12 protein-coding genes are annotated in these 13,961 nt (G+C 67.3%); 5 read left to right on the forward strand and 7 right to left on the reverse strand.

Annotation, left to right across the window (positions count from 1 at the left end; genetic code table 11):
* Nucleotides 1–2: 2 nt before the first annotated feature.
* Genes CAL13_RS02155 through CAL13_RS02165 form a run of 3 tightly spaced genes read right to left on the reverse strand, consistent with a single transcriptional unit; the run spans nucleotide 3 to nucleotide 2,528 of the window.
* Nucleotides 3–728, reverse strand: a complete 726-nt coding sequence (locus CAL13_RS02155) for an ABC transporter ATP-binding protein (protein WP_086071368.1) — start codon at nucleotides 726–728, stop codon at nucleotides 3–5.
* On the reverse strand, nucleotides 718–1,590 hold the full coding sequence (locus CAL13_RS02160) for an ABC transporter permease (protein ID WP_232467738.1): 873 nt from the start codon (nucleotides 1,588–1,590) through the stop codon (nucleotides 718–720). The genes CAL13_RS02155 and CAL13_RS02160 overlap by 11 nt, the downstream gene beginning before the upstream one ends.
* 2 nt (nucleotides 1,591–1,592) lie before the next feature.
* On the reverse strand, nucleotides 1,593–2,528 hold the full coding sequence (locus CAL13_RS02165) for a TauD/TfdA dioxygenase family protein (RefSeq protein ID WP_086055929.1): 936 nt from the start codon (nucleotides 2,526–2,528) through the stop codon (nucleotides 1,593–1,595).
* A gap of 225 nt (nucleotides 2,529–2,753) precedes the next feature.
* Here CAL13_RS02165 and CAL13_RS02170 point away from each other — a divergent pair, with 225 nt between their 5' ends.
* Complete coding sequence (locus tag CAL13_RS02170; protein WP_086071370.1) at nucleotides 2,754–3,584, forward strand: SAM-dependent methyltransferase; 831 nt, start codon at nucleotides 2,754–2,756, stop codon at nucleotides 3,582–3,584.
* Between the two features lie 49 nt (nucleotides 3,585–3,633).
* On the opposite strand, the gene CAL13_RS02175 is transcribed toward CAL13_RS02170, so the two are convergent.
* Complete coding sequence (locus tag CAL13_RS02175) at nucleotides 3,634–4,548, reverse strand: LysR family transcriptional regulator (RefSeq protein ID WP_086055931.1); 915 nt, start codon at nucleotides 4,546–4,548, stop codon at nucleotides 3,634–3,636.
* A gap of 190 nt (nucleotides 4,549–4,738) precedes the next feature.
* Here CAL13_RS02175 and CAL13_RS02180 point away from each other — a divergent pair, with 190 nt between their 5' ends.
* Nucleotides 4,739–5,665 (forward strand): hydroxymethylglutaryl-CoA lyase, encoded by a 927-nt coding sequence (locus tag CAL13_RS02180; protein WP_086071371.1) that lies wholly within the window; start codon nucleotides 4,739–4,741, stop codon nucleotides 5,663–5,665.
* A gap of 87 nt (nucleotides 5,666–5,752) precedes the next feature.
* On the opposite strand, the gene CAL13_RS02185 is transcribed toward CAL13_RS02180, so the two are convergent.
* Nucleotides 5,753–6,649, reverse strand: a complete 897-nt coding sequence (locus tag CAL13_RS02185) for a LysR substrate-binding domain-containing protein (RefSeq protein ID WP_086055933.1) — start codon at nucleotides 6,647–6,649, stop codon at nucleotides 5,753–5,755.
* 190 nt (nucleotides 6,650–6,839) lie between these two features.
* On the opposite strand from CAL13_RS02185, the gene ydiJ reads away from it, so the two are divergent.
* Nucleotides 6,840–9,920 (forward strand): D-2-hydroxyglutarate dehydrogenase YdiJ, encoded by a 3,081-nt coding sequence (gene ydiJ / locus CAL13_RS02190; protein ID WP_232467739.1) that lies wholly within the window; start codon nucleotides 6,840–6,842, stop codon nucleotides 9,918–9,920.
* Here ydiJ and CAL13_RS02195 read toward each other — a convergent pair.
* Together CAL13_RS02195 and CAL13_RS02200 are read right to left on the reverse strand one after the other, a co-directional pair.
* Nucleotides 9,860–10,840, reverse strand: a complete 981-nt coding sequence (locus CAL13_RS02195; protein WP_086059169.1) for a Bug family tripartite tricarboxylate transporter substrate binding protein — start codon at nucleotides 10,838–10,840, stop codon at nucleotides 9,860–9,862. The genes ydiJ and CAL13_RS02195 overlap by 61 nt on opposite strands.
* Before the next feature lie 253 nt (nucleotides 10,841–11,093).
* Nucleotides 11,094–11,912: an IclR family transcriptional regulator gene (locus tag CAL13_RS02200; protein WP_086071373.1), complete on the reverse strand. Its 819-nt coding sequence runs from the start codon at nucleotides 11,910–11,912 to the stop codon at nucleotides 11,094–11,096.
* A 238-nt stretch (nucleotides 11,913–12,150) separates the two neighbouring features.
* Between CAL13_RS02200 and CAL13_RS02210 the strand changes: the two genes are divergently transcribed.
* Nucleotides 12,151–13,005: an enoyl-CoA hydratase gene (locus CAL13_RS02210; protein WP_232467740.1), complete on the forward strand. Its 855-nt coding sequence runs from the start codon at nucleotides 12,151–12,153 to the stop codon at nucleotides 13,003–13,005.
* A gap of 53 nt (nucleotides 13,006–13,058) precedes the next feature.
* Nucleotides 13,059–13,958: an SDR family oxidoreductase gene (locus tag CAL13_RS02215; protein ID WP_086071375.1), complete on the forward strand. Its 900-nt coding sequence runs from the start codon at nucleotides 13,059–13,061 to the stop codon at nucleotides 13,956–13,958.
* The last annotated feature ends 3 nt before the right edge of the window (nucleotides 13,959–13,961 follow it).

Genomic DNA, 13,961 nt, shown 5'->3' on the forward strand with positions numbered 1-13,961 from the left:
CCCTAGTCGGCTTCCACGTCCAGCGCTCGCAACAGCCGTTCGCGCAGGGCGGCGAAGCGCGGATCGGCGTGGTGACGCGGCGCTGGAATCGCGACCGAGGCATCGAACGCAATCCGCCCATCGCTCAGGACCAGCACACGGTCGGCAAGTGCGATGGCTTCGTCAACGTCATGCGTGACGAGCAGCACCGCGGGGCGATGGCGGCGGTGCAGATCCTGCAGCAGACGATGCATGCGGATGCGCGTTAACGCATCGAGGGCGCCAAAAGGTTCATCCAGCAGCAGGAGCTGCGGCTGGCGTACGAGTGCGCGGGCCAGCGCGGCGCGCTGCGCTTCGCCGCCGGAGAGCGTGCGGGGCCAGGCGTCCACACGGTGCGACAGACCCACCTCGTTCAGCGCGGCCAACGCCATCGCGCGGGTGCGAACGTCGCGCGGCAGGCCGACCAGGACGTTGCGCAGGACGCGCTGCCAGGGAAACAGCCGGGGGTCCTGGAATACGACGGCGCGCCGCGCCGGCACACGCAGTTCCCCCGACACGTCGCCGTCCAGTGCGCCCAGCACACGCAGAAAGGTGCTTTTGCCTGAACCGCTGCGGCCCAGCAGCGCCACGAATTCGCCTTGGGCGATGTCCATGGACAAATCGCGCAGCACCGCATGCGGGCCGAAACGCTTGTTCAGTCCGCGCGCGATGACGGCGGGAGGATCGGCAAGCAGGCCATCACGCGCCATCGAAAGCCCTCCGCCACACGAGCAGGCGCGCTTCCAGATAACGCACGAACGCCAGCGACGCCAGGCCGAGCAGGGCGTAGACGGCCAGCAGCACGAAGATCACGTCCACGCGGAAGTACTCGCGAGCGTCGCTCATCATGCGGCCCAGGCCGACGGGCGCGTTGATCGTTTCCGCGAAGATCAGCGACAGCCACGCGCCGGTCAGGGCCATGCGCAGGCCGACGAGGAAGCCGGGCAGGGCACCCGGCAGGATGACGGCGGCGATCAGTTCGCGTTGGCCGACGCCGAAGGTGCGAGCCGCCTCGATCAGGCCCGCGTCCACGTTGCGTATGGCGCTGTAGGTGTTGATGTAGACGCACACCACGACGTGCAGCGCGATCAGCAGCACTTTGGAGACATCGTCGATGCCGAACCATGCGATGAGAATCGGCAGCAGCGCAAAGTTCGGCACCGCGCGCAGCACTTCCATGTTCGCGTCGATGATGTTTTCACCGGCGCGCGACAGGCCCGATGCGACGGCGGCCGCCAGGCCGAGCGACAGGCCCAGCGCCAGTCCCTTGACCACCAATTGCAGCGAAGCGGCCAGGTTGTCCAGCAGCGCACCGCTGGCGGCGAGCTCGGCGGCCGTGCGCAATACGGTCAGCGGCGCGGGCGTCGTGCGCGGGTCGAAGACCTGGGCCAGGGTCAGCAGCTGCCATGCGGCCAGCAGCAGCGCCGGCCCCAGAAGCCGTTGCAGCCAGCGCGGCAGGGCCCCGGCGCCCGCCGGGCGGACGGCATATGCGCGGGGGTCGACCAGCCCCACGGTCCCGTCGTCGGCCGGACGCTGTCTGCCGACGGCGGCCGCATCGATCGCGCCGTCCATGGTCATGCTCCGCGGAACGGTTCGCCCGCCAGGGACTCGGACGGCCGGCCGTCCACTCCTACCGGCACGTCGCCTTCCAGCGTGATGCGATGCAGGACCCGGTCGAAGTCCAGGTGCTCGAAGTCGCGCGGCGCCAGGTGCAGCACGGCGCGGTTGTCCCAGAAGGCGATGCTGCCGGGCTTCCAGCGGAAGCGGTCGGTGTATTCCGGCCGCTGTATCTGGTCGAAGAGCAGGTCCAGGATATAGCGGCTTTCGCGAGGCGACACCCCGACGATCTGCTTGGTGAAGCTGGGGTTCACGTAGATGACGCGTTCGCCGGACTCGGGGTGCACGCGCACGACAGGGTGAATCGACGCCAGCGGTTTGGTGCGCACCCATTCGCCGATGCGCTCGTCGCTGCGTTCGGCGTTGTAGTTGGATCCGAAGCGATGCTCCGCGCGCAGGCCGTCGATGAGCTTGCGTATGGGCTCGGACAGCCCCTGGTAAGCGGCGGCGACGTTGGTGAATTGCGTGTCGCCGCTGTAGGGCGGCACGACGTCCGCGCGCAGGATCGAGTACGCCGGCGGGTTGATCAAAGGAGTGACGTCCGCATGCCAGCCGGGACCGTTGGCGCTGAGCTTGCGCGTGTAGTTCTTGCCGTAGCGCTTTTCGTAGGCGCGCGGGGAGACCGTATGGATTTCCGGAAAGCCGGCGGGCGCGACGTCTCCCTCGTAGGGATGGCCGGGCGTGACTTTGCCGAATTGCCGGCCGAAGGCGATCTGCTGCGCATGGTCCAGGAACTGGTCGCGGAAATAGACGACCTTCCATTTGCGGAGCGCGTCCTTGATGACGTCGATATGCTCGGGGGGAAGGGGCTCGCGCAAATCCACGCCGACGATCTCGGCGCCGGTCCACCCGGACTGCGGCAGTACTTCGATGCGGTTCAATACGGCACTCATCTGGGCCTCGCATGGTTGGAAGAGGGAGGGGCCAATGGTGAAGGGACACGGCCGCAGGCGGAACGAATAACTGCCTATTTGTTAATCCGGCATATGCGAATGACCGCGGGCGCATGATGCCCAATGGATGGAGGTCCTGCCCTGCATAGGGATGAAGGCGTCGTCCCCGCGCCCAAAAGCCGCTATCCTTTTCCGTACCTTGCGAGCAATTCGAGAAGGAGCACCATGATGGCCGACCCGTCCCCCGCTTCCCCGCTATGCAGGACCCGCCTCGCGTGCGTAGCCGTTGGCATGGCGTTGGCCGCGCTGGCAAGCGCGCCCGCGTCCGCGCAGGAGGGGAAGCCGTACGTGCCCATGGTGGGCCAGGAAGGCAAGGACGTCGTATGGGTGCCGACGCCCCAGCCGGTGGTGGACCGCATGCTGGACCTGGCGAAGGTGACGCCGCAGGATCGTCTGCTCGATCTGGGGTCGGGCGACGGCAGGACGGTGATCACTGCGGCCAGGCGGGGCCTGCGCGCCCAAGGCATCGAATACAACCCGAAAATGGTAGAGCTGGCGAGGCGCAACGCACAGGAGGCGGGTGTCGCCGACCGCGCCACCTTCATCACAGGGGATCTGTTCAAGGCCAACCTGACCGATGCGACGGTCATTACGATGTTCCTGCTGCCATCGATCAATGAGCAGCTTCGTCCCCGGCTGCTGCAATTGCGGCCCGGGACGCGCATCGTTTCCAACAGCTTCGGCATGGGGGACTGGCAACCGGACCAGTCCACGTCGGTACAGGGCGGCTGCGAACACTATTGCACCGCGCTGCTGTGGATCGTGCCGGCAAGGGTAGGGGGGAACTGGCGCATGGGGCAGCAGGAGCTGCGGCTGACGCAGAAATACCAGATGCTGAGCGGCACGCTGGATGCGGCGCCCATCGTCAACGGGCGGCTCGATGGAAGGCGGATTTCGTTTACGGCGAATGGCGTGCGCTACAGCGGCACCATCGAGGGGACGACGATGCAAGGCACGACCAGCGGCGGCGCGGACTGGAGCGCGACGAAACTTTGAACGGCCATGGGCCCTTGCGGGACGGGCGCCTGGGGAATGGCCGCGAGAATCAGCGGCTTGGCGGGCCGGCATCCGCCGCTGCGCCGCGAGTGAGGTGCTCGACGAACAATTTCGCGGCGGTGGGCAGGGTGTGAAAATCCCGCACACAGATTCGCAATTCCCGCTGCGCCCAAGGTTCGTCGATCGGCAGGATGCCGATGTCGAAGATGCGGGAATAGCGTTGGGCGATATCCATGGGCAGCACCCCCAGCCCCAGCCCCGCCTCAACCATTAGGCAAAGGGTATCGAAGCCGGTTACCTGCACCTTGACGCGCAGCGGATGGTCGAGCCTGTCGGCCGCGTTGGCGACGATCTGGTTGATGGCGCTGCCGGTATGCAGCCCCACGAATTCGTAGGCCAGGGCGTCGGCGAAGCGAAAGCCGGGCTTTTGCGTCAGCGGGTGGCTGGCGGGCGCGATCAGCACCAGGGTGTCGCGCCGGTAGGGCAGCACCTCCACGTCGCGTGCGGGGATCATCCCGGAGAAGATGCCGATATCGGCGGCGTTCTCCTGCACGGCCTTCAGGATGACGGGCGTGATTTTTTCTTCGAGCTGGAGCTGGATATTGGGGTAGGCGCTGGCGAAGGACTGGATGTCCCGCGGCAGGAATTGCGTCAGCGCCGAAATATTGGCGTAGACACGAATAAATCCACGCGCGCCGCTGGCGTACTCCCGCATCGAGACGGCGATGTCGTCCAGCTCGCGCAGCGCGCGGCGCGCCATGGCGGCCAGCGCCATGCCGGCGTTGGTCGGCTGGATCCCCTTGTTGGTGCGTACCAGAAGCTGGCTCTGCAGCTGGTCTTCCAGTTCGCTCATGCGCTTGCTCACCGCGGCCGCCGCGATGTGCTCGCGTTCGGCCGCGCCCGTGATCGTCTTTTCCTCGATCACGCTGATGAACAGGCGCAGGGATGTCGGGTCCAGGTGCATGCGGCGCAGTATATAAGTAAGGCCGCCGGCCCCCGGGGCGGGCGCGTCGCCGCTGGGCCGGCGAGGCCCCGCGCGCCGGTGCGGCATTCCGGGGCCGCGCCATCGCGGTTCGCGATGGCGCCATCGTAAAACGACGATTCTTCCGTATGCGCGGCATTGCTAGACTGCCGGTCCAGGAAGGAGGCAAATCATGAGCAGGCCCAGACTGTACATCCAGGAAGTTGCGCCGCGGGACGGTCTTCAGAACGAAGCCCGCTTCGTCGAAACCCAGGACAAGATCCGCTTCATCGACGCGCTGTCGGCGTGCGGTTACGCCAAGATCGAGGCGACGTCCTTTACTTCGCCCAAGGCCATTCCCGCCCTGCGCGATGCCGAAATCGTCATGCATGAGATCGCGCGCCGGCCCGGTGTGGTCTATACGGCGTTGGTGCCGAACGTCCGGGGCGCCGAGCGCGCACTGTCGTGCGGCGTGGATGAGGTCAACCTGGTCATGTCGGTCAGCGAGACGCATAACCGCGCCAATCTGCGGATGTCCCGCGAAGAGTCCTTTGCCCAGCTGTCGGACATCGTTGGCGCCGTGCGCGCAAGCGGCAGCGCGGTGGCGGTGAACGTGTCGCTGTCCACGGTGTTCGGCTGCCCGATGGAGGGGGATATCGACCGCTACGAAGTGTTCGAGCTGATGGACCGTTTCGCCCAGCGCGGCGTGGACGGCATCACGCTTTGCGATACCACCGGCATGGCGTATCCGGTGCAGGTGGGCGAGATTGCGGCGCAGGCCAGATCGCTCTTTCCCGGCCTGACGCTGACGCTGCATTTCCACAATACGCGAGGCATGGCGCTGGCCAACACACTGGCCGCGCTGGATGCCGGAGTGGACCGCTTCGATGCGTCGCTGGGCGGCATCGGCGGGTGCCCCTACGCGCCGGGCGCCAGCGGCAATGTGTGCACCGAGGAGTTGGTGCACATGCTGGAGCTGCAGGGGTACGACACGGGCGTGAACCTGGCGGGCATCCTGGCCGTGGCCGAGACGCTGCCTGGCCTGATAGGCCATGACGTGCCGAGCCAGATCCTGAAGGCCGGGACGCGCGAGCGCCGCCACCCTGCACCATGCGCGTGATCCCGCCAGGGCGATACCTGCGCACCGTGGGGCGGGCAGGGCAGCCCTGAAATGCGCGCGGCGCCCGCTCCCCGGGGCACGGCCCGTTCATTCCTGCGGCCCGATCTCCTGCAGAAGCCAGCCGCGGAACGCCGTCAACGCGGGCAAGGCCGCGTTGCGCGGCGGGTAGACCAGGTAATAGTTGCGGCGGCTGGCCACCGCATCGCCCGCCGTGGCGAGTTGTCCCAGCCGCAGTTCTTCTTCCACCAGCACGCGGGGCACCAGGCCGATGCCGATGCCCGCCATGACGGCCTGGATCAGATGCGAGGTCAGTTCGAAGCTCGGGCCCATGCGCATTCCGCGATGGGTCAGCCCATGATGCCGCAGCCACTCGCTCCAGCCCTGCGGATGCGTCGCGACGCTAAGCAACAGGTGCTCGCCCAGGCCCTTCTGCGTCAGTCTGAACTTCGGCGTGACAATGTCCGGGCTGCCGATCAGCACGTGGTGTTCGGTATGCAGGCGGTGTGCGGCCAGGTCCGGCCAGTCGCCGCTGCCGACGGCGATGGCGGCGTCGATGTCCGAGGTATTGAAATCGAAGGGGCGGATGCGCGAGTGCAGGTGAATGAGCGTGCCGGGATGCGCTGCATAGAAGCGGTGCAGCCGCGGCAACAGCCATTTGGAGCCGAACGTGGGCAGCGTGGCTAGCCTGAGCGTGCCGTGTCCGGACTGGAAGGCCAGCGCCTGCAGCGTCGCGCCGCGTATCCGCTCCAGGGCGGGCGCCAGCTCGCGCAGATACAGCCGCCCGACGTCGGTCAGCGCGACCTCCCGCCCCGAGCGCTGGAACAGGCGCGCGCCCAGCGTGGCTTCCAGGGCCTGTACCTGCCGGCTGACCGCCCCCTGCGTCAGCGAAAGTTCGGTGGCGGCGCGCGTATAGCTTTCGTGCCGGGCGGCCGCCTCGAAGGCAACCAGCTGCGACATGGACGGCAAAAGCTGACGGGGATTCATTACAAAACCTCATGAATAGCGCGCGGAATTTTCGCTTGTCCGGCGCGAATCGCCGGATGGAAAATCGCCGTAGAGCAGTTTACCGCCGCCCCGAATTCAGAAAAGGCCGCCGCCCCGTGGGACGCAGATTCCGCCGGCCAGCGGACCGCCCTTTGCATCCATGCAGAAAAATCACCTTTCCCGCAGTGCTGTGGCAATCGCCCGCCTTCCCCTCCACTCGACGATCCAGCCGCCGTACCGCGCTTTCCTCGACGATCTGGCGGCCAGCGGCTTTCGGGGCGAAATCGACGCGCGCGAGAGCTTGCGCACGGTTCTGTCGACCGACAACTCGATCTACCAGCGCGAGCCGCAGGCGGCCGTTTTCCCGAGGGATGAGGAAGACGTGCAGCGGGTCGCACGGCTATTGGCGCAGCCACGCCACCGGGCCGTGGCGGCGGCCCCGCGCGGGGGCGGCACGGGGACCAACGGGCAGTCGCTGACCGAAGGCATCGTGGTCGACCTGTCGCGGCATATGAACCGCATCCTGGAAATCGATCCCGCGGCGCGCCGCGTCCGGGTGCAGGCCGGGGTCGTGAAGGACCAGCTGAACGCCGCGCTGAAGCCGCACGGGTTGTTTTTCGCACCGGAACTGTCGACCTCGAATCGCGCCACCATCGGCGGCATGGTCAGCACCGACGCCAGCGGACAGGGCAGCTGTACCTACGGCAAGACCAGGCATCACGTCCTGGCCCTGGACACGGTTTTCCTGGGCGGCGAACGGCATGTGAGCGAAGCGGTGGACGATGCGCGGCTCGATGCGCTGTGCGCGCGCGACGATCGCGTCGGCGCGGCCTACCGATACGCGCGGCGGATTCCAATCGAGCATGGGGACGCCATTGCCCGGGTGTTTCCCCCGCTGAACCGCAGCCTGACGGGCTACGACCTGGCGCATCTGCGCGAAGCCGATGGACGCTTCAATCTGAACAGCGTGCTGTGCGGCGCGGAAGGTTCGCTTGCTTTCGTGGTGGGCGCCACCCTGAACGTCCTGCCGATACCGAAGCATTCGGTGCTGGTGAACGTGCGCTACGCGAGTTTCATGGATGCCCTGCGCGACGCCAAGGCGCTGATGGCGATGCGTCCGTTGTCCATCGAAACGGTGGACTCAAAAGTGCTGGCGCTGGCCATGAAGGACATCGTGTGGCGCGGCGTGGCCGACTTCTTCCCGGAAGACGGCGCGGCGCCGACGCGCGGCATCAACCTGGTGGAATTCTCCGGCGACGACCCCGCGGACCTGCGCGCGCGCGTCGCCGCCTTCCTCGAACATCTGCGGGCCGACCGCGGCGTCCAGCGGCTGGGCCATACGCTTGCCGAGGGCCATGCGGCGGTGGAGCGCGTTTACGGCATGCGCAAGCGCGCCGTAGGCCTGCTCGGCAACGTCGCGGGAGAAAGCCGTCCCCAGCCCTTCGTGGAAGACACCGCGGTGCCGCCGGAACACCTGGCCGACTACATCGCCGAATTCCGCGCCTTGCTGGACGGTCATGGGTTGGAGTACGGCATGTTCGGCCATGTGGACGCCGGCGTGCTGCACGTCCGTCCCGCACTGGACATGAAGGACCCGGCGCAGGCAGCCCTGGTCCGTCCCATTTCCGACGCCGTGGCGGCGTTGACTCAGAAGTACGGCGGACTGCTCTGGGGCGAACATGGCAAGGGCGTGCGATCGGAATACGTGCCGGCGTTCTTCGGGCCCTTGTATCCGGTGCTGCAGCAGCTGAAGGCGGCATTCGATCCGTACAACCAGTTGAACCCCGGAAAGATCGCCACGCCGGCGGAAAGCGAGGCGGTGCTGCTGAAGGTCGACCAGGTGCCCAGGCGCGGCGACCGCGACAGCCAGATCGACGAACGGGTATGGCAAAGCTACGGAGCGGCCATGCATTGCAACGGCAACGGCGCCTGCTACAACTACGACCCGGACGATGCCATGTGTCCGTCCTGGAAGGCGACGCGCGACCGCGTGCATTCGCCCAAGGGGCGCGCCTCGCTGATACGCGAATGGCTGCGGCGGCAGCAGGTCGAAGGCGTGGACGTGCTGGCGGCCGCGGCGTCGGCGCCATCGTTCCTGCGCGGCCTGCCGGCCCGCTGGCGCAACGACCGCGCCCGGCGCCGCGGCGAAGCGGACTTTTCGCACCAGGTCTACGACGCCATGGCTGGCTGTCTGGCGTGCAAATCCTGTGCGGGCCAGTGTCCGGTCAAGGTCAATGTGCCGGCGTTTCGCGCGCGCTTCCTGCAGCTTTATCACACGCGCTATGGCCGGCCGCTGCGGGACTACCTGATCGGGTCGCTGGAGTACCTGCTGCCGCTGCTGGCAAGGCTGCCAGGGCTCTACAACGCCACGATGCGCGCGCCTGCGGTTCGCGCGCTCATGGCCCGCGGCGCCGGCATGGCGGACAGTCCCCTGCTTAGCCGCTATGACTGGACGCGCCGCATGAAGGCGCTGGGCGCCCGCGACGCGCGGCCCGCGGACCTCCAGGCCTTGACGGAAGACCAGCGTGCCCGCAGCGTCATCTTCGTGCAGGACGCGTTCACGCGCTATTTCGATACGCCCGTTGCAGCGGCCTTCGTCGAGCTGGCCGTGCGCATCGGCTGCACGGTCTATATCGCGCCGTTCCTGCCAAACGGCAAACCGCTGCACGTTCATGGGTTCCTGCGCGCGTTCAATCGCGCCGCGCGCCGCAACGCGGCGCGATTGAAGGAACTGGCGGCAAGCGGCGTCCCGCTGGTCGGGCTGGATCCCGCAATGACGCTGACGTACCGGCAGGAGTATCGCGAGGCATTGGGCGACGACGGGTGTCCGCCCGTGGCGCTGCCGCAGGAATGGCTGGCGCGCGTTTTGCCCGCCCTGCCGGGCGACGGCACGTGCTACCGCCTGCTGGCGCATTGCACGGAAAAAACCAATGCGCCGGACAGCGCGGCGCAATGGAAGACCCTGTTCGCCCGCGCTGGACTGGCCCTGCACGCGCAAGCCAGCGGATGCTGCGGGATGTCGGGCACCTACGGCCACGAGACGCGCAACGTGGAGACGTCGCGCCGCATCTTCGAGCAGTCCTGGGCGCCCATTGTGGATGCCCAGGACGATCAGGGCGAATGCCTGGCGACGGGCTACTCCTGCCGCAGTCAGATGCACCGCATGCGCGCACGCACGCTGCGCCATCCGGTGCAGGTGCTGCTGGAGCGTTATTCCGCCTTGATGCCCAGTCCGTTGATGATGTCGGCGAAGCGCTTGATCTCCGACTGATAGAACGTGCGGAGCTGATCCGGCGTCATGTACTCGGGGTCGGCGCCCTGGGTCGCCAGGCTTTTCTTGACGTCGTCCTTCCCGAGCACCGTCCGGGTCGCCTGGTTCAGCTTGTCGATGACGGGCTGCGGCGTGCCTGCGCGCGCGAACAACGCGTACCACTGCGCGAACTGCAGGTCTTTGTATCCCGCTTCCGCGAAGGTGGGAACCTTGGGCAGGGAGCCCGACCGGTGCGTGCTCGCCACGCCCAGAATCTTGATCTTGCCCGACGCCACCAGCGGCGCGGCCGACGCCACGCCGACGAACGCCATGGATACCTGTCCGCCCATGGCGTCCGCCACGGCGGGGGCGTCACCCTTGTAGGGAACGTGCACCATGTCCAGGCCGGTCGCGGCCTTGAACGCCTCGCCGCACAGGTGCCCGGTGCCGCCCACGCCGCTGCTGCCGAATGCCAGCTTGCCGGGGTGCGACTTGCCGTAGGCGATCAGTTCCGCCACGCTGTTCACGCCAAGGTTGCTATTGACGGCCAGCACGATGGGCACGGACGCGACCATGCCGACCGGGGCGAAGTCCGCGTTCGGATCGTAGGACAGCGGCTTGTACAAAGTGGGGTTGGTGCCGTGGGTTGCGCTGTTGCCCATCAGCAGTGTGTATCCATCGGGCGCGGATTTGGCGACGTAGCCCGCTCCCACGATGCCGTTGGCGCCGGCGCGGTTCTCGACCACGATCTTGGCGTCCATCACGCCGGCCATCTGTTGCGCCATCAGGCGCGTCAGGAAGTCGTTGGCGCCGCCGGCCGCATAAGGCGAGACAGCCTGGATCGGCCGATCGGGGTAGTCCGCGTGGGCGATGCCGGCGCACAGCGCGAGCGTCAGGCCGCCGGCCAGGCGGCCCAGGCGATGGGAAAGCAGTCGTCTCATGATCATCCTCCGCCGCCATCGGTGGCGACTTTTCTTTTGAACACACGTATGCGCGCTGTCCGCGTGGCGCCGCGCATGGAAGAAAAGTCTACGGAGTTGCGCGCGCCGTACACGGCCTGAGGACGACGGGAATGGAATTTCAAGTCCACAACATGGACTTTCCGGTTTTGATTGCGAAATGGCGGGGGCCAACGAATGCGGCAGCGGGCGACGCTCCCTTCAGCGGCAAGGCTCCTGCCGTTGTCGACAAAGCTCAGACGTCGCTCCCGCGTTCGATGTGCTTGCGCAGCTCGGCTTCGATCGATTCCACCGCGTCGCCGAGGCACCGGACGACCATCTCCAGTCTGTCCTTGCCCAGACGGGACGCAAGGGTGGATACGCTGATGCCCGCGGCGGGCGAACCGTCCGGATAGCGGACTACGAGTCCCACCGAATGCACCGGCGGATCGTCCATGACCTTGTTGGTCGCATAACCGCGCCGCCGGGTGGCAGCGATGCTCGCGCGCAGCTGCGCCTCGGTGAAGCGCGGATTCTTGCGCCGCGTGCGCTCGACGTTGATGCGGCAAATGCGCTGCACGTCTTCGTCGGGCAGGGCGCTGAGCACCGCCAGGCCGCCGGCGCCGACGTTCAAGGGCCGATGCCGGCCGACGTCATGGACGAACATCTTGATCGGAAAGGAGCCATCGGCGCGCGCCACGCACACGCCGTCGAAACCCGAACGGACGGTCATGAAAACCGTGTCGCCTGTGTGTTCGGCGATCGCTTCCAGGTAGGGGTGGCAGATATCGCGCAACGCCAGCTTGGGCGCGGCGGCCAGGCCCATTTCGTAAAGCAGCGAGCCCAGGTAATAGCGTTTCGATTTGCTGTCCTGGCGGATCAGCTGTTCGGCGATCATCCCTTGCAGGATGCGGTGCGCCGTGGGGCGTTCCAGTCCGGTGCGCCGGTACAGGTCCACCAGGCGGCTGCCCGTGCGGTTGTGCGCGGTGATCAGCCGCAGCAGCGCCACGGCGCGATGCAAAGTCTGTGTGCCCACGGCGGCGGACGTGGCGGGGGCGGGCGTGGTCGGGCTCATCTGTCTCACTCCGGCTGGCGTGGCTGGCCGGAAACGCCGCCGCGCGCTGCGCGTCCTCTCCGGGACGACGGCCACATTCTATATGTTGGACGTTCGCGCAAGGAAGGCCGGGCCAGGGCGGAATCACGCTGCCGCGCGGCGGTATCTCGATATGTGGACGTTTTATTGGACGCGCGGCCTGCCGCCGGCCAGGGTCTTCACCTAGCATATAAAAAAGCACGCACAGGAAGGAGACATCGTGACCCAAAGCGGACGCTCGGGATCGTCATCGGCCGACCCGGTCAATGCGGCAGGCGACGCCGGCCTGCGGCAGACCCGGCATGGCGGTGTGTTGGTCTTGACCCTTGACCGTCCGGAGCGCCGCAATGCCTTGAGCCTGGCGCTCTACGAAGCACTGCTCGCGGCCCTGCGGGACGCCGGCACCGATGATTCGATCGGCGCAGTGGTCCTGACCGGCGCGGGGCAGGCGTTTTGCGCGGGCGGCGATGTGGCTCGAATGGCGGGGGCCGCCGATGCGCCGCCGCCGGCCTTCGAGAACAAGATGCGCGGCCTGCGTCGCCGCGCCACGATCAGCGAACTGCTGCACACCATGCCCAAGCCCACCATCGCGATGATGCGTGGACCGGCCGTGGGCGCGGGCCTGAGCCTGGCGCTGGCCTGCGACCTGCGCTATGCGGACACGTCGGCGCGTCTGCGCACCGGTTTTGTCAACGTCGGCCTGCCCGGCGACTTCGGCGGCCATTACTTCCTGCCGCGGTTGGTGGGCATGGCCAAGGCGCGTGAACTGTACCTGACGTCGCCCATGCTGGACGCCGCCGCCGCGCTGTCGATCGGACTGGTCAACGCGGTGCTGGCGCCGGACGCGCTGGAGCCGGCGGTGCTGGAAATCGCGAGCCGTCTGGCCGATGGACCGCGCACCGCCATCGCGCACATCAAAGGCAATCTCAACGATGGATTGCATCTCGGTTTGAGCGAGATGCTGGATCGCGAGTGCTGGCGGCATGTCCGCTGCCAGGAGACCGAGGATCACCGCGAAGCGGCCCGCGCCTTCGTGGAGAAGCGGGCGCCCCGTTTCGGCAAGGCGGGCGCTTGACCGCCGGGGCGGCGCGAGCGTGCACCGCCGGATGGAATTTTCAGGAGGATGGCATGAGCAAGTTATGTGAGGGGCGCGTGGTCATCGTGACCGGCGCGGCACGCGGCATCGGCCGCGAGTATGCGCTGCAGCTGGCTGCGCACGGGGCCAAGGTGGTCGTGAACGATCTTGGCGTGTCGCGGGACGGCATCGGCCAGGACCTGAGCGCCGCGCAGGCCGTCGTCGATGAAATCCGCGCCGCGGGCGGGGAGGCCATCGCCAACGGCGACGACGTCTCGGATTGGGAAGGCGCCCGTCACATGATCGAAAGCACCGTGGCGCACTACGGCGACCTGCACGCACTCGTGAACAACGCCGGCATCCTGCGAGACCGGATGATGGTGAATATGGAAGAGGGCGAGTGGGACGCCGTCATCCGCGTGCATCTGAAGGGCACGTTTGCGCCGTCGCACCACGCGGCGGTGCATTGGCGGGCGAAACAGAAGGCGACGGGCGAACCGGTCGATGCCCGCATCATCAATACGTCGTCCTCGTCCGGCCTGTACGGCAACGTCGGGCAGTCCAACTACGGCGCGGCCAAGGCGGGGGTTGCAGCCATGACGATCATCGGCGCCCGCGAACTCAAACGCTATGGCGTAACCGTGAACGCGATTTCGCCGCATGCGCAGACGCGCATGACCGAAGGACTGCGCGAGCGCACGCCGGAAGAGATCGAAGCCCGGCATCCGCGCTGGATCGCGCCCGTGGTGGTATGGCTGGCCAGCCGGGAAAGCAGCGACGTGACGGGGCGCGTCTTTGAAGTGGGCGGCGGTTTCCTGTCCGCCATGGAAGGCTGGCATCGCGGGCCGGAAGCCGAGCCGATCGACGACGCCACGCGCATCGGTCCGGTGCTGCAGGACCTCGCGCGCCGGGCGCGCCGCAACGCCGATATGAAGGGCAAGGATCTGGATTGAGCA

This window comes from Bordetella genomosp. 9, assembly GCF_002119725.1.
GTDB lineage: Bacteria > Pseudomonadota > Gammaproteobacteria > Burkholderiales > Burkholderiaceae_B > Bordetella_C.

Excerpts from the sequence above, each read along its gene's own strand:
- CAL13_RS02155 (WP_086071368.1), bottom strand. The coding sequence starts at position 728 with ATGGCGCGTGATGGCCTGCTTGCCGATCCTCCCGCCGTCATCGCGCGC.
- CAL13_RS02160 (WP_232467738.1), bottom strand. The coding sequence starts at position 1,590 with ATGGACGGCGCGATCGATGCGGCCGCCGTCGGCAGACAGCGTCCGGCC.
- CAL13_RS02165 (WP_086055929.1), bottom strand. The coding sequence starts at position 2,528 with ATGAGTGCCGTATTGAACCGCATCGAAGTACTGCCGCAGTCCGGGTGG.
- CAL13_RS02170 (WP_086071370.1), top strand. The coding sequence starts at position 2,754 with ATGATGGCCGACCCGTCCCCCGCTTCCCCGCTATGCAGGACCCGCCTC.
- CAL13_RS02175 (WP_086055931.1), bottom strand. The coding sequence starts at position 4,548 with ATGCACCTGGACCCGACATCCCTGCGCCTGTTCATCAGCGTGATCGAG.
- CAL13_RS02180 (WP_086071371.1), top strand. The coding sequence starts at position 4,739 with ATGAGCAGGCCCAGACTGTACATCCAGGAAGTTGCGCCGCGGGACGGT.
- CAL13_RS02185 (WP_086055933.1), bottom strand. The coding sequence starts at position 6,649 with ATGAATCCCCGTCAGCTTTTGCCGTCCATGTCGCAGCTGGTTGCCTTC.
- CAL13_RS02195 (WP_086059169.1), bottom strand. The coding sequence starts at position 10,840 with ATGAGACGACTGCTTTCCCATCGCCTGGGCCGCCTGGCCGGCGGCCTG.
- CAL13_RS02200 (WP_086071373.1), bottom strand. The coding sequence starts at position 11,912 with ATGAGCCCGACCACGCCCGCCCCCGCCACGTCCGCCGCCGTGGGCACA.
- CAL13_RS02215 (WP_086071375.1), top strand. The coding sequence starts at position 13,059 with ATGAGCAAGTTATGTGAGGGGCGCGTGGTCATCGTGACCGGCGCGGCA.